Origin of the sequence: Polynucleobacter sp. MG-28-Ekke-A2 (genome assembly GCF_035012985.1) — a bacterium.
Classification (GTDB): Bacteria; Pseudomonadota; Gammaproteobacteria; order Burkholderiales; family Burkholderiaceae; genus Polynucleobacter.
The window spans coordinates 125,924-147,008 of the sequence record NZ_JAYGQU010000003.1 but is presented as its reverse complement, the minus strand read 5'-3'; the positions used below and the strand labels follow the sequence as shown (position 1 = coordinate 147,008).

Here is a 21,085-nt window from a genome sequence, read left to right as displayed (position 1 = left end):
ACTAAATCACGTGCATGGCTCTAAAATTAATCTATGAACAAACAAGTCCAAATGAATCCACAGACCCAGTTAGCTAATTTAGGCGAGGAATTGAATGTGCCTTTTTTAAAGCTTTTGGGTGTTCGTTGTTTAAGCGCTGAAATGGGCAAGGGAGAGATTTTGCTGGCCCTCAAACCCGAGCATAACAACACCTGGGAAGTGGCACATGGGGGTGTTTTGTTAACACTGATGGATGTGGCTATGGCTGTTGCAGCACGTTCCGGCGATCCAGGTGATCGCAGTGTGGTGACCATTGAAATGAAGAATAATTTCATGCAAGCTGCAACCGGTGTGCTGAGAGTCAAGGCTGATACGGTTCGCAGAACAGCAACAATGGCTTTTTGTGAAGCCAAGCTTTATAACGATCAAGGTGAAATTTGCTGCATGTCTACCGGTACTTTCAAGTACCTGAAGCGCTTAGTAGCTCGTAATGCAGATGGTGATCGAGTTATAAACGATGATGGTCGCTTTGAGTAATGCTAAACAGATAAATTTGAATCTGATGCAGAGCTAAGGACGCCCGTAACAACGTCATGACCTACAGTTCCTGAAGCGTCAAAGCGACGCTCCACCATCTCAAACTGACCGTCTTTCCGTACCCTCAAAACTGTACTTGAACGCGTTCCATAGGCGGGGGTTTTAATAAACGCGGGAGATAGTGCCTTCTCCCATTCACGACTAACCCCCGTGTTAGGAAGTTCGTTATCACTAGCGTGGTGCGTGTCTGCTAATAGCTTTAAATACGGATCTGCATTTTTAAGTTGCCCTTGATCCATAGCCAATGCCTGAGCAAATGCAGCTACACGGTGATTTACTTTTGGCCACGGAGTATCAAGCATGGCATTAGACAAACCATAAACTCCTGGCTCTAACGTTTGTTGTGGAAAAACTTTCCGCGGACGAATACTTTGCCCAATCATCATACGATTGCTGACCCAATGCATTTCGGCATTGGCTGGATCACTTAAATCCGCCATCAAAAGATTAAAGCCGTTGTATTGCTGAAAACGCTTTGCATTTCCTTGGATAAATTCCGAGGGGCGCTCATTACCGGTGAGGTACATCAAAGACAGTTCACCACGCGTTCTAGAATCAGGATTTTTTTCGCTAGGCGCTCGAACATTTGTTAAGGCTGCAAATTTTCCGGTTTTGGTAAATCCAAGCCAGGTGCCGGGATTACCCAATACATCAGCCCGATCTCTGCCTGCCAAAACATGAGGATGTTCAGACCACCAAGAAACGCCATCGGTATTGCGTTCGTAAAACTCATCACGGTTCGCCGCTACCACCAGTGAATATTCTGGGTGAGAATTCCAAGCGAAGAGAATAAGGCACATAAGGGGTATTAAATTTCGAGCAAAGGGTAGGGCAATAAATCTATTTTTAACACAGGTCCCTCAGGGCTACCAAGATGAATTTCCCCATTTTCAAGCGCCTCTAACTTGCACTCGACCTGAAGGTCAATGCGGTCACCATACCCTGGGGAATGTGCAGATAAAACTACCATTCCTGCTGGCTGGGAGGGGTCATAGGAGTGGAAAAGTTCAACGCCCGGCATGGGTAGGTTTTCATCTGAGCTACTGATATCTATACGGGCAATTTGTAGTCGACGCTTGATGGCACCGCGATATTGACTGCGAGCAACGATTTCTTGGCCTGGATAACACCCTTTTTTAAAATCAACGCCGGCAACAGATTCAAAATTAATCATTTGGGGTACAAATTGCTCCTGAGTTGCTTGAACAATTCTAGGAATGGCACTTAAGACCTCAAGCTCATTCCATGTTTGAAGCATTTCATTAGAGTCGCGTGCACTTGATTGCTTATCAACGGGCATTGCAAATAAAAGACGGGCAACCGATTGATTATTTGCCAAAACATCGGGCATGCGTAAACTCATAGCGCTAGGATCAATCTTAAATTGGACAATCTGCTCCTCGGAACCATGCAGTCCAGAAATAATCCAATTCTCGGTTACATCGGTAACTTTTACCTTTGAGCGCAATACAAACATGGATAAGCGTTTTGCTGTACTTGCGGCAATATCTTTCGAAATAAATAAAGCAAAGCGATCTTCGGCGTTCTCGTCAGATGGAAACAGTCCGAGCCATGCGCTTGCAAGCAATCTCCCTTTAGGGCTGCAATAACCTACTAGGCGGACACCTGAAAAATTTTGGGCTATTTGACTGGGTAGGGTGCGGTTAAGCCCCAATACTGAATTTGTTAATTGATTTTGTAAAAAGCTTGCAGCATCTGAGCCCTCAACCAGGATTAATCCCCACTGCGGCAAATTGCAGGGTAGGGAAGTGGGGTTATTTAGCCAGTTTTGCTCAATTTTGGGGGTATTTATCATGACCCTTTTATCATAGCCTGATGAGCAGAAAAATTCAGAGCAGATCTCTATTTATTAAGAAAAAGTCAAAAGATCGAGGTTTAAAGTATTGGTTTGCCCTTCTGTTAATCTTCCTAGGTCTAATTTATGGCGGTATTTTTTTAATGCCAGTGGTGCCCAACACTCCCAATGTCGATAGCGCACCTGTTTATAAAGTGAAGATTAATCCGAATTCAAGCCTTTCTAGCATTGCCGATCAGTTGGGTGAACAAGGCTTATCGAGCGATAAATTCACTATCCAGGTTGGCGCTAGAAGTATTTTCGTGGGATCAAAACTAAAGCCTGGCACCTATATGCTTCCAGTAGGAGGGAGCCTCGGAAAAGTGTTGCTGCAAATAGCACGCGGTGACCGGGTGAGGGAAAGTATTGCGATTATTCCGGGCATGACTATTTGGCAACTGCGGAGCATCATCGATATGCACCCAGCTCTAATTCACCAAACCAAGGGAATGAGCAATAAGGACTTGTTGCAATCTCTGAATCTTAGCTATCCCAGCGACGAAGGACTTTTTCTTCCTGATACCTATATATTTGACCCTGATGAACCGGATTTAAATATTTATCGTAGAGCCGCACAAGCAATGCAAAAGCAACTAAACCAGGCTTGGGATCAAAAAGAGCCTGGGCTTCCCTTAAAAACACCCTATGAACTCTTAATCCTGTCTTCCATCATCGAAAAGGAAACTGGCCGCTCAAGCGATCGGGATATGATTTCTGCGGTATTTATAAATAGACTCAATAAAGGAATGCCTCTTCAAACCGATCCTACGGTTATCTACGGAATAGGCCCTAAATTTGATGGAAATTTGCGGAAAGCGGATTTACGCAAAGACACTGCCTACAATACCTATATGCATAAAGGTTTACCTCCTAGCCCCATCGCAATGCCCAGTAAAGAGTCTATTTTGGCTTCTGCGCATCCTGCTAAAAGTGAGGCCTTATTTTTCGTGGCAAAAGGCGATGGTAGCAGTCACTTTTCTCAAAGCTTAAAAGAGCATGAGTCAGCAGTAGATCGGTACCAACGCAAAATTGCGCCTGGAAAGGGCGCCAACTAAATTCATTTAACTATGACATCAGCACAAAACGGATATTTCATTAGTTTCGAAGGTATTGACGGCGCGGGAAAGAGTACGCACGTTGACGCCTTTAGAAGTTTGATGCAAGAGCGCTACCCAAATAAAGAGGTGGTGATGACTCGTGAACCTGGTGGAACTAGTTTGGGTGAACAATTGCGCAATCTACTTTTAGATGCACCAATGAATTTGGAGACTGAGGCCTTATTAATGTTTGCTGCACGTCGTGAACATATCGCACAGGTCATTGAGCCAGCGCTGTCGGCAGGAAAGATTGTTATTTCAGATCGCTTTACAGATGCTAGCTTCGCCTACCAAGGTGGTGGTCGCGGCCTGAGCTTGGCAAAGTTAAATGAATTAGAGCGCTGGGTTCAGGGTCGCCCCGATGGTTCACTTTTGCAACCCAACTTAACAATCCTGTTTGACTTACCTGGAGAGGTTGCAGAGGCCCGTCGCTCCAAGGTTCGTGCCCCAGATAAATTTGAAAAGATGGATCTAGATTTTTTCGAAAGAGTTCGTCAGGAATACTTGAGAAGAGCCAAGGATGATTCATCACGCTTTCATCTAGTCGATGCAACGAAAACCCCTGAAGCCATTTGGGATGGTCTGAAGCTTATTCAGATTGCGATTTAAGTGAAGCAAGATAATCTGATGGCGCCTTGGCTTAAGCCTTTATGGGAAAGCTTGGATTTCGCCAACTTCCCCAATGCGATTTTGTTGCACGGCCAGTCTGGTATCGGTAAGTTTGCGTTTTCTGTTGAGCTTGCAAAGGCACTTCTTTGCGAGAATTCAAATGCAGCTATAAAGCCCTGCAATCAATGCGAGGCCTGCCACTGGTTTGATACGGGCAACCATCCGGACTTTATAGCTTTAGTTCCTGAAACACATCGAAAGCTCCTACCTCACGCTGATTATGAGAGTGACGAAACACCCAAAAGAGGTAAAGCGGCACGCGATGATGACGGCGATTCAAGCGAAAAAAAGGAGAAGAAAAATATCTCCATTGAAGAAACCCGTCATGCCATAGAAAATCTTTCAATTGGCTCACATCGTGGTGGCAATCGAGTGATATTGATTTATCCATTAGAAATGTTGCGCACAGACTCCGCTAACACTTTATTAAAGTCTCTAGAAGAGCCTCCAGCAAACACCATTTTTATATTGTTGGCCGATCGTGTTGATCGCGTCTTACCTACGATTAGATCGCGCTGCCGACTTCTGACTGCACCGCGCCCTGATCGCGAGCAGGGATTGGCTTGGCTAAAAACCCAGCTGAATAATATTGACGGCCTAAAAGTGAACGATGGGGATGTCGAAACCATTTACGATGAGCAGGGCGGAGCGCCATTCTCAGTGTTGAGCTCTTTGATCGCAAGACACAATAAAGATGAGAAGGATGAGCTCACGATATCAATTCAGGCGTCACGCTACCTATTGCAATCGATGGCTCAAGGCGTGGGAATTAATTGGCTAGATACAGCCGAGAAGACATACAAGGCTCAATATGGCTTTCTTTTGGCAAGCATGCAACGATGGATCTCAGATTTGCAGTCGGTTGCCCAGGGTGGTGCGCCACGGTATTACCCAAAGCACATATCTACACTTCAGAGTCTTTCAAAAGCAGTGAACGTTCAAAGAATGCTCCAGCTATGGAAGTCTCTACTACAGGCTCGTCGCCATGAAAATCACCCTCTAGCCAACCGCATCCAGTTAGAAGCTTTGCTTTCCCAATACCAACAGATTTTTGGCCCATAGAATCAACCCAAGCAGTCTAAAATAACGAGTCATGTTCATAGACTCCCATTGCCACCTCGATTTCCTGGAATTTCAATCCCGTTTGCCGGAAGTATTGAGCAATATGCAGTTGGCCAAAGTGAGTCACGCTTTGTGTGTCTCGGTTGATTTGCCGGACTTTCCTAACGTACTCAAATTGGCGCAAGATCATCCCAACCTCTTCGCGTCTGTTGGCGTTCATCCTGATTACGAAGACACCCCTGAACCTACCTTTGATTTTCTGGTTGAGATGGCCTTAAAGCACCCGAAAATCGTGGCAATTGGCGAAACAGGACTTGATTACTACCGCATGGGAGATCGTAGCTATGAGTCCATGGAATGGCAACGAGCGCGGTTTAGAACCCATATCAGAGCTTCCATCGCATCTAAGAAGCCTCTCATCATCCATACAAGGGCCGCCTCTGAGGACACCATCAAAATCCTCAAAGAGGAGGGCGCTCAACAAATTGGCGGGGTGATGCATTGCTTTACTGAATCCTACGATGTTGCAAAGGCGGCCATGGATATGGGGTTTTTTATCTCTTTTTCGGGTATTGTGACCTTCAAAAGCGCTAAAGAACTCCAAGAAACCTGTAAACAGGTGCCCCTGGATAGAATGCTCATTGAGACAGATTCACCTTATTTGGCACCCATCCCATATCGCGGCAAGACAAATGAGCCTGCGTGGGTATCTAAAGTCGGTGAATATATTGCCAATCTCAAAGGTGTATCCATTGAAGACCTGGCTAATCATACTTCAAGTAATTTTTATGAATGTTTTCATATAGATAGGAAATTTTCATGAGAAATAAGATTAAGATAATTATCTGCCTGCTTGGTGTTTTATTTAGCCTAAACAACTTCGCTTTAGCCCAATCAGATGCTGATATTGCTGATTTCGCTAAAGCAGCTAAATTTAACGATGTTTCTACCGTTAGATCTCTGGTTTCTAAAGGTGTTAGCCCGAATTCAATCGATGCCAAAGGTGAATTAATGCTGAATCTAGCAATTAAGGACAAGTCTGTGGATGTCATCACGTTTCTAGTGACTAATAAGGCTACTGATGTGGATATTTCCAATAAATTCGGCGAAACACCACTCATGATTGCATCCATTGAGGGCAATTTAGTCCTTGTAAAGAGCCTCATACAGGTACAAAAAGCTCAAATTAATCACATAGGGTGGACTCCATTGCATTACGCATGTTCAAGGGGTCACCTTGACGTTGCCCAGTATTTGCTCGCCAACGGAGCTATTGTTGATGCTCCTAGTCCTGGCAATACAACGCCTCTAATGATGGCGGTTCAGTCTGGAAATGAAGCATTGGTTAAGTTATTGCTAGATAAAGGGGCCGATCTACAGGTACGTAACTCACAAGGATTTACAGCAATTGATATTGCACTCATTTACGAGAAGCCATGGATTGCAGAAGGCTTAAGTTCACGCTGGCAGAAGCTTTATAAGCAGCCTTATGTGGCGCCTAAGGTTCTTGGTCAGCCTAAATCCTGATATGCCTATCTGCGTATAATCATTATTATGTCAAATAAGATATATCTGTAATCCAATCTACTAAAAAAAAGACCATGCTTAGCCTTTTTCAAAACACTGATCTTCCTAGCTTTACAACCCTATTCAACGAGATCAATACAGATATGGGCAATAGTCAGATCTGGGTTATTGTCGTAAGCGCGTGCCTGATGCTGGCTGTTCATGCAGTTGCCGTTCTGGGTATTGCCGGTGCATTTCATGCTATCGATCAAGTCATGACTAGACGGCGCATTGTTGGAGCAAGCTTTCTGTCGTATTTTGTAGCCATACTCTTAGTTATTGCTATTCATTTAGCTGAAATCGTAGTCTGGGCCTACATTTGCGTAGCCCTAAAGGTATTCCCAACTAACCCACAAACCTTTTACTTTGCCGGTGAAATGTACACCACTGTTGGATATGGTGATTACAAATTATCAGAGCAGTGGCGTATTCTGCCCATCATCATCTCTTTTTCAGGGATTTTTGCAGTATCAATGTCAGGTGCCGCCCTGTACACAATGATGGGTGTACTGCTAGGACACAATAATCAAAACCCGAGATCGGGATCTGGTTTTTAGAATTAAGGCGTAACTACAGTTGCAATAGGGTTCTTTTGCTTGAAAACCAGCTCAAGCACCCTTCCACTTGACTCTTGAGAGCGAATGCGCCCTGGTAGCCACTCAAGGTCTTTTGCAAGCCAGATGTCTACCTGGCGCTTATAAGGGTCATTTTCTCGTTGCATTAAGGCGTAATGACGATTTATGGACTTGCCAAGACTGGGTATATCTTCTGATGTCGTCTCGCCATAACTTTTAAAGCTCCACATTTCTAGAGTGTTGTAGTCAACCACCGGTATTTGTCGAATAGACCCCGCCTCATCCAATTTGCCATCTCCATTTAATAATGAGGCGAGCTGGAACATTAAACTGAAGCGATCTTGGGTTCCGGGCAATATTTCCGGGGTGAACTCGGGTTTCTCAGAGAAGAACATCTGCCCTCGCCCACTGTCATTTCGATCAAAGCGCGAATAACGTGGGGGTTTTGTACCCCGTTGTGACCAATAGAGAATCGGGGCTATTCCATAGGAATCAACTGAGCCACGAGATTCAAAAACAAACGGGCCAACAAATGCATACGGGATGTTGATATAGAGTCGATAGGTATTGCCATCAACCCTCCATTCGATCTCACCGGTTTGATACTTTTGACCATCCACGTAAGAGTCGTAATAAATGATGCCTGACTCGGGTAATTTAAAAGCTACGCCTGCTTGATTGGAATCACCACCCTGCTGAGTGGTTGAACTTAGTCCTTCAATCGTATTAGTTGCAGTACTTGCCTTTGGGGTTTTCTTTACCGCTTTTGTAATATGGATTTTCTTGGGAGGTTCTACTTTTAGTTCGGTCCTAATGATTAAGTCATCTGCGATTGGTGCGGGTTCAGAAAAAGAGATGAAAGGTAGCCCAAAAAAAAGAATGAGATGTCCTAATACCGATAGCAGCAAAGCTGCAAGAATGATTCTGAAAGAATGTATCTTGGGAAGATGAAAAAAATTACACCGCCCTATTCTTGGGCTCAGAGCAGACTCTCTAAGAGTCGGCTATTTTTAGGAAGATTAGCCGCAAGGAAGTCCATTTGGTCCGCCAAGATATTGCGTCCCTTCAGGATCATATCTTCATAAAGACTAGGTAAATACGGTGTATATAACAAAGCCATGCCGGCCTGCTCTGGAGTGCGATTGCCTTTGCGTTGATTGCAAGGCCTGCAGGAAATTACTAAATTCATCCAACTGTATTTACCACCGCGACTATTGGGAATAATGTGCTCGGCTTCCGCTTGGTTTTCGTGTACAGCATCGCCACAATAGGCGCATAGCCCACGATCACGCTTAAACAGTTTATGTTTTGTAATTACGGGAAACACATCAAAAAGATTGATCTTGGCACTTCCCTTTACGGCAATGATGGAGTGCAACTCGATAATGGATTGCTTGCCAGTAGATCTCGAAATGCCACCGCGCATTTGAAAAATGGGGTCGCCTAAAGTCCACAAAACGCTACTATCGGCATATTGTTTCGTGGCTTCTTCTGCATTAACCCAGCCCTGGGGAATTCCACCTGCGTCTAATTTCAAGATGCTCAGCACAAACTCTCCTTTCTAGACAGCGCAAATGAGCAGCAGCTGTTTAGATCATCTTACAGAAGAAGCGAGCAGCAATCAATCCATCATGAAGCAATGAAATTTAAGACTTTGAGCAAGTGGTCGGGATAATCTGAAATGCCATGGTCACCCCCATCAAGCACCAGCTGCTCTGAACCCCTGTAGAAATCAACCATTTCCTGCCAATCCAGGAGCTCGTCACCTTTTGCGGCGATCAGAAAGTAACGCGACGGGTTGCTAATAGATTCAACCTGTAGCGCCTTTAGTTCATCAATGTATTCTGGGCGGAAATCGTAGGGTTCGTTAGTATCGTATGAGGTCAGCATTCCAACATGCGGCGCCAACTCTTTTGGCGCTCTAACTGCTGGGTTAAGAGCTACGGCTTTGCAGCCAAACTTTTCGGCCAAGTAGTTGGTGTAGTAGCCACCCAAAGAAGAGCCGATAACTACTAAGCGATCATGTGTTGATGCTTCAATATGCCGTATCACCATATCCATGCTGGCCTTTGGTGAAGCTAACAACTGAGGGCAATACCACTCAATTTGATTCTCTAATGTGGATAAGGCTTTTACTGCATCCCCCGTCAAGACCGCTTTACTCGATCTTGGGGAGGAGCGAAAACCATGCAAATAAACTACTAAAGTTGAAGACATAGGATTGGCTTATGCTTTTTGTCCAATTTCAAAGTTTGCAAGTTTCTCTAAAGCGCGCACCATTGCTGAGTGATCCCAGGCTTTACCGCCATGAGCTGCACATGAATTAAATAATTCCTGTGCCGTAGCCGTATTGGGTAATGAAACACCCAGAGCTCTGGCGCTATTGAGGGCAAGGTTCAAATCTTTTTGATGCAATTCAATTCTGAAACCAGGATCAAAAGTGCGCTTAACCATTCTTTCTCCATGCACCTCTAGGATCTTGGAGCTAGCAAAACCACCCATTAAAGCCTGACGCACCTTCGCAGGATCTGCACCAGCCTTAGAAGCAAACAAGAGCGCTTCTGCTACAGCCTCAATATTCAGAGCAACAATAATTTGATTGGCCACCTTAGCAGTTTGACCATCTCCATTTCCACCTACGAGATTAATATTTTTGCCCATTAACTCAAATACAGGCTTCACCTTCTCAAAGACACCCTCATCTCCGCCAACCATGATTGAAAGAGTCGCATTTTTTGCACCGAGCTCACCGCCAGAAACTGGAGCGTCTAAGTAATCACAGCCTAATGTATTTATTTTCTTAGCAAACTCTTTGGTGGAAATTGGAGATATGGAACTCATATCAACAACAATCTTCCCTTTGGTAAGGCCAGATGCTATTCCTTTGTCACCAAATAGCACCTTCTCAACATCAGGAGTGTCTGGGACCATAGTAAAAATAATGTCGGCTTTGCTAGCAACTTCTTGAGGTGAAGAGCATTGCACTGCAGATGAAGACGCTAGTCCTTCCGGAACTTTGCTGCGAGTGTTGATAAACACTTCGTGCCCTGCATTAACTAAATGGCCTGCCATGGGCGCACCCATTATTCCTAAACCAACAAATCCTAGCTTTAATTGCTTACTCATGATGTCTCCGTATTGTTATTTATTTAGATTTTTAATCCAGCCTAATCCTGCTTCAGTATTGGATGCTGGTTTGTATTCGCAACCAATCCAGCCTTGATACCCAATGCTATCGATGAACTCAAATAGATGCGGATAATTAATTTCTCCAGTACCTGGCTCATTTCTACCGGGGTTATCCGCCAATTGAATGTGTACAATTTTTGAAAGATTGGTTTCTATAGTTTTGCAGAGCTCACCCTCCATGCGCTGGGCATGGTAGATGTCATACTGAATAAATAAATTATCTGAGCCCACTTCATTCAGGATATTTAAGGTCTGCTGCGTTCTAGATAAATAAAAGCCTGGAATATCGAATGTATTGATTGGTTCAATGAGAAGTTTAATATTGACTTCTTTTAAAGCATCGGCTGCATAACGTAAGTTTGAAATAAATGTTTTATGCAATAACTCTATGTCAGCACCGTCGGGAATTTTTCCAGCTAAACAATTTAACTGCTTAACATCAAGCGCTTTTGCATACTTAATAGCTTTAGCAACGCCCTCCTGAAATTCTGCAACACGATCTGGCAAACAGGCAATGCCACGCTCTCCAGCTTCCCAATCACCTGCAGGTAAATTATGGAGAACTAATTTGAGTTTATTTTGCTCCAGATTTTGCTTGATATCTTCAGCAGAGAAAGAATAAGGAAAGAGAAATTCAACGGCCTGAAATCCAGACTTCGCCGCTTTTTCAAAACGCTCCATAAATGGCACTTCATTAAAAAGCATGGTGAGATTCGCGGCAAACTGTGGCATTTATATTCCTTGTTTAAAAAATCAGGCAAAGCAATGTGATGGGAGATATTAACAAAAGATGACTATTTAAGCCTTGTCAACGAATATCTAACTTTATGGGCCGATATAGCTCTAAAAATAGGCTAAGATTGAATTTAGTACCTTTTATAAATGAGGAAAAATAATGAATATTAAATATGCTCCGATTGCTTTGGTTATTGCAACCCTTTTTGTTGGATCTTCCACTTCTTATGCTCAATCTGCCCCTGCAGCCAAACCAACAGTGATCGATGCTGCCGTAACAGAAAATCGTTATCAGCTATATGAAGGTGAAGTGGTCAAAATTGACAAGAAGACTCGCACTATTACCTTTAAAAATAAAGATGGTGAATCTAAGTTTGTCGCTGGTCCTGACATCACCAATTTTGCTCAGATTAAGAAAGGTGATCGAGTTAATGTAAATTACGAACTCGCCGTAGCTATTGAGTTGATGAAGACTAAAAGTGATGGCGTTCGCTCAAAAGTTGAAACCAACACGGCAACCAAATCTAAGACCAATGAAAAACCATCTGAGACGATCACCAATAAAACAACCATCATCGCTGATATTGTGGAAGTAAATCGCGAGAAAAAACTGGTTTCCGTTAAGGGCCCAAGCGGCAAGATCACAACCGTTACCGTCAAGAACCCTGCTCTGTTGGCAGATGTCAACGTGGGTGAGCAAGTTAAAGTGATTTACTTTGATGCAATGGCTGCATCAATTAGCACACCTAAGAAGTAATCCCTATCCCCGGCCCTTAAGAATTGCAGGGTCGGGTTTTCGCTCAAACCAAAGTCATAAAACCTGTTTAAATGAATTACTCAGTATTATCTTTTGGAAAGAGTCTTCCTCATAATGCTTCTCATTTTCTGATCGCCTTCAACCATTAATTTCAGCCTTGTTTCGCTGACTAAAAAAGCCATATTGGCGTTGTATTTTTCACGACGTAAAAGCTCTACTAGAAAACCTGTTAGCAAGGTGTATGAGAGGTATGCCAGCATTAGAGTTACATCTCTTTGATCAACCACTGACAGCGCCCCAAAGGGCTCTAAAAAGTAAAATATCATTAATGGCGCACTTAGGGCAAGCGTTAAAAGCGCTGGGAATAAGCCGAAGAAATACGCAACGAGAATAGTGTTGAGCTGAAAGAAAAATAATGGTAGAGATGCGCCCAATAAAGGATGAAGAATATAGCGGACGGAGAATGCTAGTAACACACCAAATGTAGCCACCGAATAACCGTGACTCTTATTGGAGTTCCAACGTTTTGCGTTTAAGTTATGTCTCATCTTTATTTACCTATTTCGGTGTATCCTAACCCATCTCTTTGAATAAGCCCATATTTCGATGTTAGAGCCAGTTATTTCTCACTCCAAGCAGGATCTCACCATTCTTATTCCCGGCCTTAATGGCAGCGGCTTAGAACTTGGACAACTACCTCGCTTTCTTGAGGCCGCCAGTCATGATGTCTTGATTCCAGAGATTCCAGGCTTCCTGTTTGGAAGTCCCGCAAGCAAATTTAGTAGCTGGGTTCAGGAACTGCATCAAATTATCGACGCGCAGAAGGAAATCTACTCAACAGTCAATTTGGTAGGAATTAGCATGGGCGCTACATTGGCAACTCTAGTGGCTACGCAAAGAACGGATATCTCTTCTCTAGTGCTAATGTCGCCAGTACTTAAATATGATGGTTGGTCTGTGCCGTTCTATAGACCTATTCTCGATTTTTTTTACTTTTTAGGCGTGCGCAATTGGGAATACTCGGAGCGTGAGCCTTTTGGCGTCAAGAATATTGATTTGCGTCGTCGTATTAGCGAAAAATTCAAAACCTCCAAAGTCTCCGAGGTCGGTGCAGCCTCCATTTCGGCTCGCCATCTTCATGAGGCTAAGGGACTCATGGTTAGCGCCAAAAATAACCTACAAAGTCTTACATGTAGATTACTCATAATACAGTCCGTAGAGGACGATGCATGCTCTGTATGGTCGGCAGAAGAAATCCTTGAGCACTGTAAGTCAGAGGTACGTAGAGTTATATGGCTGGGAAATAGTTACCATATTGTTACAATCGATAATGAGCGCGAAATTGTTCTGAACGAAGTGTTGAACTTTGTAGCCCAGACTAGCGCCGTCGAGCGACATCACTTCGATCCAGCAACCAGTGAAAATCGCAAAGTTCTTAAATTAAGAGCTGGCTACGAATAGAAAAAGCCCCCTGATTAAGGGGGCTTTTAATTTGTCTTGGCGGAACGGACGGGACTCGAACCCGCGACCCTCGGCGTGACAGGCCGATATTCTAACCAACTGAACTACCGCTCCAAATACATCGCGTAACACAACATCATACAACTTTACTTCTACCAGAAGAATCTGGCGTCCCCAGGGGGATTCGAACCCCCGTACTCACCGTGAAAGGGTGATGTCCTAGGCCTCTAGACGATGGGGACCTGGACTACTACATAAAACTATTTTAAATGCTTGGTGGAGATAAGCGGGATCGAACCGCTGACCTCTTGCATGCCATGCAAGCGCTCTCCCAGCTGAGCTATACCCCCGAAATCCCGCGATAAAACTACAAGACACTCAAAACAATCCAAGATTTTATCCTATTTTTGTGCAGGTGCGCAAATTCTCTATCGGACCACCTTAGAAAGCCTTTTGACAGCCTCCTCCTTGCCCAACACAACCAATACAGAATCAATCGCTGGGGTCTGTGTGGTGGCAAATAATGCGTATCTAACGGGCATTGCTAGTGCCGGCATTTTGATTTGGTACTTTGCCAATATTTGCTTAAAAACAGCTGCATAAGCTTCTTTAGTCGGTTCAGCGGTTGAAATAGCTTCAACCAAATCTTTTAAGGCAGGCATAACGGCTTCGGCAATATTTTCCTTAATTTGATCAGCAGTTAAATTGGGTGCCGGCAAATAAAAAAGCTTTGCACCTTCGGCAATCTCAATCAGGGTATTGGCTCGATCTTTTAATAGGCTAACCACCTGAACAAAGTCTGGGCCAGCTTCGGTATCCATACCTATCTCATGTGCAAATGGCTTAGTAGCAGCTGCTAGTTTTACTGGATCGGAATTCTGAATATATTGATGATTTAGCCAAAGTAATTTTTCTGGATTATGTTGCGCTGGTGAGCGCCCTAAACTTTCTAAATCAAACCAATTTACAAACTGTTCCTTTGTAAATACCTCGGCATCCCCATGAGACCAGCCAAGTCTTGCAAGGTAATTCAGGATTGCATCAGGAAGGTAACCTGCTCTTTGATAATCTCTCACACTCATTGCGCCATTACGCTTACTCATTTTTTCACCGGCGTCATTAAGCACGGTTGGCAGATGGGCATAAACAGGCGGGGATCCACCAAGGGCCCTCATGATGTTAATTTGTCTTGGGGTGTTATTGACGTGGTCATCACCTCTAATGACGTGGGTGATGTTCATATCCATGTCATCAATCACCACGCAAAAGTTGTAGGTAGGTGTTCCGTCTGGCCTAGCAATAACCAAATCATCCAACTCATCATTGCTAATTTCTATTTGACCTTTGACAGCGTCATTCCAAATGACTGACCCGCCAATTGGATTCTTAAAGCGGATTACTGGGCTTACACCTTCGGGAACGGGCGGCAATGTTTTGCCAGGCTCAGGTCTCCAAAGTCCGTTATAGCGAGGCTTTTCTTTACTTGCCATTTGCTGATCACGGAGTTTATTGAGCTCTTCTTCGCTCATGTAGCAGGGATAGGCCAATCCAGAATCCAACATTTGTTTTACTACTTCACGGTATCGATCAATACGCTGCATCTGATAGATTGGACCTTCATCCAAATCGAGGCCAAGCCACGCCATTCCTTCGATAATGACGTCAACTGCTTCCTGTGATGAGCGCTCAAGGTCAGTATCTTCAATACGAAGAATGAAGTCACCCTTATTGTGGCGCGCAAAAGCCCACGGATAAAGAGCGCTGCGAAGATTTCCCAGATGAATAAAGCCCGTGGGACTTGGGGCGAAACGTGTACGGATATGCATAAACCGCATTATCTCAGGTCGCGCTTACTGAGACTAAAACCGAAAAAAAGTGGATACTTTGCTCTATGAATGAATTACTAGTCTTTATGTGTGATGGCGCCCCAGTTCGCGGGGAAATAGTCTCGATTGGAAGCGCCTGGCAGGCCGTGCTAGAGCGTCGTAATGACCCCCCTGCCGTCCGTCGGATTCTGGGTGACTTTGTTGGTGCAGCCACCCTTCTAAGTGCTAGCCTTAAATTTGATGGGACCCTCATAATTCAAGCGCAAAGCAATGGCCCTATTCAGCTGCTGGTTGTGGAATGTAAGTCTGATTTATCCATGAGGGCTACAGTAAAGCTCTCAGTTGACCCCTCTGAAATAATGCCCGACGCAACATTAGCCGATCTACTGGATGTGAGTGGGAGCGGAAGACTAGTAATCACCCTGGATCCAGCAGACCGCGAACCAGGACAGGCGCCCTATCAAGGCATCGTAGCGCTTCAAGATCATCAAGGCGCAGTCATTAAGCCGGTCACCAGCGCTGCAGAGGCTATAGCCCTGTATATGCAAAACTCCGAACAATTGGACACGCGCATTTGGCTTGCTTCCAGCGATACCCATGTCGGCGGTTTATTGCTACAGCGCCTACCAAATTCAGGAGGTCATGCCCATTTGGATCCACAGGTTGCTGCTGAAGGCTGGTCGCGCATTCAAACGCTTGGGGAAACAATCACTAATGAAGAATTATTAACACTTCCACCAGAGACTATTTTGAGGCGTTTATTTTTGGAAGAGTCCGCCGAGAATGGAGTTCGCAGCTTCCCTGCTCGCCCCATTCGTTTTGCCTGTAGATGCTCTCGCGCTAAGGTTGCGGATATTTTGAGAATGCTTGGTGAAGAAGAGGTTCAAAGCATTCTTGCGGAGCAGGGAGCCGTGGAGACCATCTGTGATTTCTGTGCAAAACCATACCGCTTTGATGCGGTTGATTGCCTGCAGGTATTTAAAACAGATTTATTGAGTGATGCCACAAGACCCCCATCCAGCGGTCATTAAAAAGTTACTGTTTTGTGGCTTGGGAAGTTGATGTCTTATCCGCCGGCAAGATTTGCACAAAAAACTCACCCTCTTTAATTAAGCCATGCTCAACGCGGGCACGCTCTTCAATTGCTCGAGTACCATCTTTTAAATCTTTAACATCTCCGGATAGCTTTGTATTACGAAGAGCCAAGAGACTATTTTTAGCGTCTTGAAGCTCTACCTGTCGCTCCATCTCGTAAACCTTTAGCCATCCACCCTTACCCAGCCAAAGTGGGTACTGGATTGCTATCAGCAATACCAGCATAGAGTAGATGACGATCCGCATAAGCTATTAAGTACTCTGAATTAGCGTTTGAGGTTATAGAAAACAGATTTACCTGGGTAAGTTGCCACATCGCCCAGATCTTCTTCAATACGCAATAACTGATTGTATTTAGCAATCCGATCAGAGCGAGATAAAGAACCAGTTTTAATTTGACCTGCGTTGGTACCAACAGCAATATCTGCAATGGTGCTGTCTTCAGTCTCGCCAGAGCGATGGGAAATCACTGCAGTGTAGTTTGCGCGCTTAGCCATTTCAATAGCAGCAAACGTTTCTGTCAATGTGCCAATTTGATTAATCTTAATCAGAATAGAGTTGGCAATGCCTTTGTCTATTCCTTCTTGGAGGATGCGGGTGTTAGTAACAAACAAATCATCGCCAACCAATTGAATTTTCTTACCAAGCTTTTTGGTGATGTCAGCCCAGCCATCCCAGTCACCTTCATGCATGCCATCTTCAATCGATACGATTGGGAACTGGTCTGTCAAGTTACCAAGGTAATCAGAGAACTCGCTTGAGCTTAATTGGAGACCTTCGCCTGACAAGTGATATTTGCCATCTTTGTAGAACTCACTAGCTGCGCAATCTAGGGCCAATAGAACATCTTCGCCTGCCGTATAGCCTGCACCCTCAATTGCTTTCATGATGGTCTGCAAGCATTCGTGATTACTCTTGAAGTTTGGTGCAAAACCACCCTCATCACCAACAGTAGTCGGCATACCTTGAGCGCCCAAGATCTTTTTTAGCTCATGGAAGATCTCTGCACCACAACGAAGTGCGTCACGGAAGTTTTCAGCACCAACAGGCATCACCATGAATTCTTGAATATCCAAACTGTTATTGGCGTGTGCGCCACCATTAACAATATTCATCATTGGAACAGGCAACTGCATACCGCCAGAACCACCAAAGTAACGATACAAAGGCAAGCCTGCCTCTTCAGCTGCTGCTCTAGCAACGGCCATGGATACTGCCAAAGTTGCATTTGCGCCTAAGCGTGCTTTGTTATGCGTGCCATCTAACTCAATCAGAGTGCGATCCAAGAAAGCCTGCTCGCTTGCATCCAACCCAAGAATTGATTCAGCAATTTCAATATTGATGTTTTGAACTGCTCTAAGAACACCTTTTCCAAGGTAACGCGTTTTGTCACCATCTCGTAATTCAATTGCTTCGCGAGATCCTGTAGAGGCACCAGATGGCACTGCTGCACGACCCATAACGCCTGACTCAAGCAAAACGTCGCACTCAACCGTTGGGTTGCCGCGGGAATCCAGAACTTCTCTACCGATGATGTCAACAATGGCGCTCATGCACCTTCTCCTTAAAACAATTTGAAATGGGTGAAACTAATTTACTTAAAGTTACTTAAAACTATCTTCTAAAAATGATCCCGTTGATTTAACAACGCTATCAATAGCCGCCAATGACTCGAGCAACTCTTTCATGCGATCCAGCGGCACGGCATTAGGGCCATCAGATAAAGCTTTTGCCGGGTCCGGATGGGTTTCCATAAAAAGACCGCTGATACCAACAGCCACGGCAGCTCGTGCTAAAACGGACACAAATTCACGCTGACCACCACTAGAGTTACCCTGACCGCCCGGTAGCTGAACTGAATGGGTGGCATCAAAAACCACTGGTGCTTTAGATTCACGCAAAATTGCCAAGCTTCTCATATCGGACACAAGATTGTTGTAGCCAAAAGAAGCGCCGCGCTCACACACCATAAATTGGTCAGGAAGATTCATTTCTGCGGCTGCTACACGTGCTTTTTCAATGACGTTCAGCATTTCATGCGGCGACAGAAATTGGCCTTTTTTAAAGTTCACCGGTTTGCCGCTTTGAGCGCAAGCACGAATGAAATCGGTTTGCCTACATAAAAATGCTGGCGTCTGCAGTACATCAACAACGCTAGCAACAGCGGAAATTTCGCTGATGTCATGAACATCAGTCAACACAGGAACATTCACTTGCTTTTTGACTTTAGCCAAAATCTCTAGGCCCTTCTCCATTCCTAGACCACGAAAAGAGGTTCCAGAGGAGCGGTTCGCCTTATCGAATGAAGACTTATAGATAAACGGAATGTTTAATGCAGCAGTAATTTCTTTTAGCTGGCCCGCAATATCAATTGCAGATTGCTCAGATTCAATAACGCAAGGACCCGCAATCAAAAAGAAGCGCTGATCTAAACCAACATCGAAACCACATAGCTTAAATGCTCTCATATTCTTCCTTTATGCAGCTTGCTTTTCAGCGACGTTTTGATGCTCAAGTGCAGCGCTAATAAATGCGGAGAACAGAGGGTGGCCATCACGGGGTGTTGATGTGAATTCAGGGTGGAATTGCACGCCAAAGAACCAAGGGTGCATCGATGCGGGCAATTCCATCATCTCTGGCAACTCTTCATTTGGAGTGCGGGCGGAAATAATCAAGCCAGACTTCTCCAACTGAGGCACATATGTATTGTTTACCTCATAGCGATGACGATGACGCTCGTTTACTTCAGATCCATAAATGCGATGGGCTAAGGTACCTGCCTTTACTGGGCAACGCTGTGAGCCAAGACGCATTGTTCCACCCAAATCAGAGTCGTTTGAGCGCTTCTCTAAGTTACCTTCTCTATCCAGCCACTCAGTAATTAATGCAACAACAGGCTGTTCGCCCTGCGGATCAAATTCAGTACTATTTGCTTTCGTGAGATTTGCAACATGACGCGCAAATTCAATAACAGCCAATTGCATACCCAAACAAATACCCAGATACGGCACATTGTTTTCACGGGCATAGCGAATAGCGGCAATCTTGCCTTCTGTTCCGCGCTTACCAAATCCACCCGGAACCAAAATCGCATCTAATTTATGCAAGCAATCAACACCATCTTTTTCGATCACTTCAGAGTCGATGTAATTAATATTGACACGAGTATGTGTATGAATGCCAGCGTGACGCAAGGCTTCAATCAGTGACTTGTAGGACTCAGTTAATTCAACATATTTACCAACCATACCAATAGTCACTTCATGCTTTGGATTGGCTAGCTCGTAAACCAAATTGGCCCATACAGAAAGATCGGCTGACTTAGCTTTGAGATCTAATTGACGGCAAATTAAATCATCCATGCCTTGAGCATGGAGCATTTCAGGAATTTTGTAGATCGTATCTACATCCCAAACAGAAATTACCGCTTCTTCGCGAACGTTTGAAAAAAGAGAAATTTTGGCGCGTTCGTCTTCTGGAATTGGGCGATCAGCACGGCAAAGCAATACAGTAGGCATGATGCCAATCTCGCGAAGCTTTTGTACTGAATGCTGAGTTGGTTTGGTTTTTAACTCGCCAGCGCTATTGATATAAGGCACGAGAGTCAAATGAACAAAGGCGCAGTCATGTGCCGGCAAGCGCAAACTCATCTGTCTTGCGGCTTCTAAGAATGGGAGAGATTCGATGTCGCCGACCGTGCCACCAATTTCACATATTGCGACATCGGCTTTACCATCGTGACTCGCTTTAGCGCCACGCTCTACGAAAGCTTGAATTTCATTCGTAATGTGCGGAATTACCTGAACGGTTTTTCCAAGATACTCACCACGGCGTTCTTTGCTGATAACAGATTCATAAATCTGGCCAGTAGTGAAGTTATTACTTTTGCGCATCTTCGCAGAAACGAAGCGCTCATAGTGACCTAAATCCAAGTCTGTCTCAGCGCCATCTTCTGTTACGAAAACTTCGCCGTGTTGAAGCGGACTCATAGTGCCCGGGTCAACGTTGATATAAGGGTCTAATTTTAGGAGGGTGACTTTCAGGCCGCGGGATTCGAGAATCGCGGCAAGCGAGGCAGCTGCGATTCCTTTCCCTAAAGAAGAAACCACACCACCAGTGACAAAAACGTATTTGGTCATCGCTTAAGCTCTGTTGGAAAAAGTAATTATAACGATAGAGGGCTTAGAGCTAGAAATTTCAAATTCAGTAATATGACAAGGATATCCACTGAACATACCTTTTGACCCTATATGCGCCTTTTATTCACCGTACTCATTACCCTACTCTCCCTCTTTTATTTCCTACCTTTCGCAATCGCTTTTAATAAGAAAAGGGCTAATTCAGGGGCTATTTTTGCCCTCAATCTCTTTCTGGGTTGGTCCCTTATAGGTTGGGTAGTTGCGCTAGTATGGGCAATGAAGGATGAGCAAGTCCTTTAATTTGCCAAGCTATTGATCCCTATTCCTTAAAAATCTTCGTAAAAACCCTAATATTTTAATAAATTGCCAATTTTTGGGTCAAATTTGAGCTTTAAAGTCTTATATAAGACTTAAATAAACATCTATAATTTAGGGAATCGGGAGAAAATTCCCTTTTGGCCTTTCTATTGACCACTTTTACCT

At 44.4% G+C, this 21,085-nt stretch carries 24 protein-coding genes and 3 tRNA genes; 11 read left to right on the top strand and 16 right to left on the bottom strand.

Going from position 1 to position 21,085, the window contains the following annotated elements:
- The first annotated feature begins 33 nt into the window (after positions 1-33).
- Positions 34-516, top strand: a complete 483-nt coding sequence (locus VC188_RS03770; RefSeq protein ID WP_216241738.1) for a PaaI family thioesterase — start codon at positions 34-36, stop codon at positions 514-516.
- 2 nt (positions 517-518) lie between these two features.
- Here the strand turns inward: VC188_RS03770 and VC188_RS03765 are convergent, their stop codons facing one another.
- A complete protein-coding gene (locus VC188_RS03765; protein ID WP_215322198.1) occupies positions 519-1,376 on the bottom strand; it encodes an NRDE family protein in 858 nt (285 codons plus the stop codon).
- Between the two features lie 8 nt (positions 1,377-1,384).
- A complete protein-coding gene (locus VC188_RS03760; RefSeq protein ID WP_323483086.1) occupies positions 1,385-2,392 on the bottom strand; it encodes a folate-binding protein in 1,008 nt (335 codons plus the stop codon).
- Positions 2,393-2,412: 20 nt separating this feature from the next.
- Between VC188_RS03760 and mltG the strand changes: the two genes are divergently transcribed.
- The 6 genes from mltG to VC188_RS03730 all read left to right on the top strand — a co-directional run bounded on the left by mltG (position 2,413) and on the right by VC188_RS03730 (position 7,382).
- Positions 2,413-3,486 carry an endolytic transglycosylase MltG gene (gene mltG, locus VC188_RS03755; protein ID WP_323483085.1) on the top strand — a complete coding sequence of 358 codons (1,074 nt, stop codon included), beginning with the start codon at positions 2,413-2,415 and terminating at the stop codon, positions 3,484-3,486.
- Between the two features lie 12 nt (positions 3,487-3,498).
- Positions 3,499-4,137 carry a dTMP kinase gene (tmk, locus tag VC188_RS03750; RefSeq protein WP_323483084.1) on the top strand — a complete coding sequence of 213 codons (639 nt, stop codon included), beginning with the start codon at positions 3,499-3,501 and terminating at the stop codon, positions 4,135-4,137.
- A complete protein-coding gene (locus tag VC188_RS03745; RefSeq protein ID WP_323483083.1) occupies positions 4,138-5,259 on the top strand; it encodes a DNA polymerase III subunit delta' in 1,122 nt (373 codons plus the stop codon).
- 31 nt (positions 5,260-5,290) lie between these two features.
- Entirely contained in the window at positions 5,291-6,082 is a 792-nt protein-coding gene (locus tag VC188_RS03740; protein ID WP_323483082.1) for a TatD family hydrolase, read from the top strand.
- Positions 6,079-6,786, top strand: coding sequence for an ankyrin repeat domain-containing protein (locus VC188_RS03735; protein ID WP_323483081.1), 708 nt, complete (start codon positions 6,079-6,081; stop codon positions 6,784-6,786). The genes VC188_RS03740 and VC188_RS03735 overlap by 4 nt, the downstream gene beginning before the upstream one ends.
- A 74-nt stretch (positions 6,787-6,860) precedes the next feature.
- Entirely contained in the window at positions 6,861-7,382 is a 522-nt protein-coding gene (locus VC188_RS03730; RefSeq protein ID WP_323483080.1) for an ion channel, read from the top strand.
- Between the two features lie 2 nt (positions 7,383-7,384).
- Here VC188_RS03730 and VC188_RS03725 read toward each other — a convergent pair whose 3' ends face one another.
- The 5 genes from VC188_RS03725 to hyi form a co-directional block, all read right to left on the bottom strand.
- Positions 7,385-8,308, bottom strand: a complete 924-nt coding sequence (locus tag VC188_RS03725) for a DUF3108 domain-containing protein (RefSeq protein ID WP_323483079.1) — start codon at positions 8,306-8,308, stop codon at positions 7,385-7,387.
- A gap of 71 nt (positions 8,309-8,379) precedes the next feature.
- Entirely contained in the window at positions 8,380-8,949 is a 570-nt protein-coding gene (locus VC188_RS03720) for an HNH endonuclease (RefSeq protein WP_416350487.1), read from the bottom strand.
- A gap of 80 nt (positions 8,950-9,029) precedes the next feature.
- Positions 9,030-9,617 (bottom strand): YqiA/YcfP family alpha/beta fold hydrolase, encoded by a 588-nt coding sequence (locus VC188_RS03715; RefSeq protein ID WP_323483078.1) that lies wholly within the window; start codon positions 9,615-9,617, stop codon positions 9,030-9,032.
- A 9-nt stretch (positions 9,618-9,626) separates the two neighbouring features.
- Complete coding sequence (gene glxR / locus VC188_RS03710; RefSeq protein WP_416350486.1) at positions 9,627-10,526, bottom strand: 2-hydroxy-3-oxopropionate reductase; 900 nt, start codon at positions 10,524-10,526, stop codon at positions 9,627-9,629.
- A 15-nt stretch (positions 10,527-10,541) separates the two neighbouring features.
- Positions 10,542-11,321: a hydroxypyruvate isomerase gene (gene hyi / locus VC188_RS03705; RefSeq protein WP_323483077.1), complete on the bottom strand. Its 780-nt coding sequence runs from the start codon at positions 11,319-11,321 to the stop codon at positions 10,542-10,544.
- Between the two features lie 163 nt (positions 11,322-11,484).
- Between hyi and VC188_RS03700 the strand changes: the two genes are divergently transcribed.
- A complete protein-coding gene (locus VC188_RS03700) occupies positions 11,485-12,081 on the top strand; it encodes a hypothetical protein (RefSeq protein WP_323483076.1) in 597 nt (198 codons plus the stop codon).
- A gap of 86 nt (positions 12,082-12,167) precedes the next feature.
- Here VC188_RS03700 and VC188_RS03695 read toward each other — a convergent pair whose 3' ends face one another.
- Positions 12,168-12,629, bottom strand: coding sequence for a DUF4118 domain-containing protein (locus VC188_RS03695; RefSeq protein WP_323483075.1), 462 nt, complete (start codon positions 12,627-12,629; stop codon positions 12,168-12,170).
- Positions 12,630-12,687: 58 nt separating this feature from the next.
- On the opposite strand from VC188_RS03695, the gene VC188_RS03690 reads away from it, so the two are divergent.
- Positions 12,688-13,542 carry an alpha/beta hydrolase gene (locus VC188_RS03690; RefSeq protein ID WP_323483074.1) on the top strand — a complete coding sequence of 285 codons (855 nt, stop codon included), beginning with the start codon at positions 12,688-12,690 and terminating at the stop codon, positions 13,540-13,542.
- Between the two features lie 37 nt (positions 13,543-13,579).
- On the opposite strand, the gene VC188_RS03685 is transcribed toward VC188_RS03690, so the two are convergent.
- From VC188_RS03685 to gltX, 4 genes are all read right to left on the bottom strand, one after another.
- Positions 13,580-13,656: transfer RNA gene (locus VC188_RS03685), tRNA-Asp, on the bottom strand.
- Between the two features lie 52 nt (positions 13,657-13,708).
- A tRNA-Glu gene (locus VC188_RS03680) sits at positions 13,709-13,784 on the bottom strand.
- 32 nt (positions 13,785-13,816) lie between these two features.
- Positions 13,817-13,892: transfer RNA gene (locus VC188_RS03675), tRNA-Ala, on the bottom strand.
- A gap of 78 nt (positions 13,893-13,970) precedes the next feature.
- The gene (gltX, locus tag VC188_RS03670; RefSeq protein ID WP_323483073.1) at positions 13,971-15,377 is read right to left on the bottom strand and encodes a glutamate--tRNA ligase; all 1,407 of its coding nucleotides are present in this window, start codon (positions 15,375-15,377) and stop codon (positions 13,971-13,973) included.
- Between the two features lie 56 nt (positions 15,378-15,433).
- Here gltX and VC188_RS03665 point away from each other — a divergent pair, with 56 nt between their 5' ends.
- The gene (locus VC188_RS03665) at positions 15,434-16,399 is read left to right on the top strand and encodes an Hsp33 family molecular chaperone HslO (protein WP_323483072.1); all 966 of its coding nucleotides are present in this window, start codon (positions 15,434-15,436) and stop codon (positions 16,397-16,399) included.
- Between the two features lie 4 nt (positions 16,400-16,403).
- Here the strand turns inward: VC188_RS03665 and ftsB are convergent, their stop codons facing one another.
- Genes ftsB through VC188_RS03645 form a run of 4 tightly spaced genes read right to left on the bottom strand, consistent with a single transcriptional unit; the run spans position 16,404 to position 20,602 of the window.
- Positions 16,404-16,709, bottom strand: coding sequence for a cell division protein FtsB (ftsB, locus tag VC188_RS03660; RefSeq protein WP_215322174.1), 306 nt, complete (start codon positions 16,707-16,709; stop codon positions 16,404-16,406).
- Between the two features lie 20 nt (positions 16,710-16,729).
- Positions 16,730-18,016: a phosphopyruvate hydratase gene (gene eno / locus VC188_RS03655; protein WP_323483071.1), complete on the bottom strand. Its 1,287-nt coding sequence runs from the start codon at positions 18,014-18,016 to the stop codon at positions 16,730-16,732.
- A gap of 51 nt (positions 18,017-18,067) precedes the next feature.
- Complete coding sequence (kdsA, locus tag VC188_RS03650; RefSeq protein ID WP_323483070.1) at positions 18,068-18,931, bottom strand: 3-deoxy-8-phosphooctulonate synthase; 864 nt, start codon at positions 18,929-18,931, stop codon at positions 18,068-18,070.
- Between the two features lie 9 nt (positions 18,932-18,940).
- Entirely contained in the window at positions 18,941-20,602 is a 1,662-nt protein-coding gene (locus tag VC188_RS03645) for a CTP synthase (RefSeq protein WP_323483069.1), read from the bottom strand.
- Between the two features lie 111 nt (positions 20,603-20,713).
- On the opposite strand from VC188_RS03645, the gene VC188_RS03640 reads away from it, so the two are divergent.
- Positions 20,714-20,902, top strand: coding sequence for a superinfection immunity protein (locus VC188_RS03640; protein WP_216190299.1), 189 nt, complete (start codon positions 20,714-20,716; stop codon positions 20,900-20,902).
- The last annotated feature ends 183 nt before the right edge of the window (positions 20,903-21,085 follow it).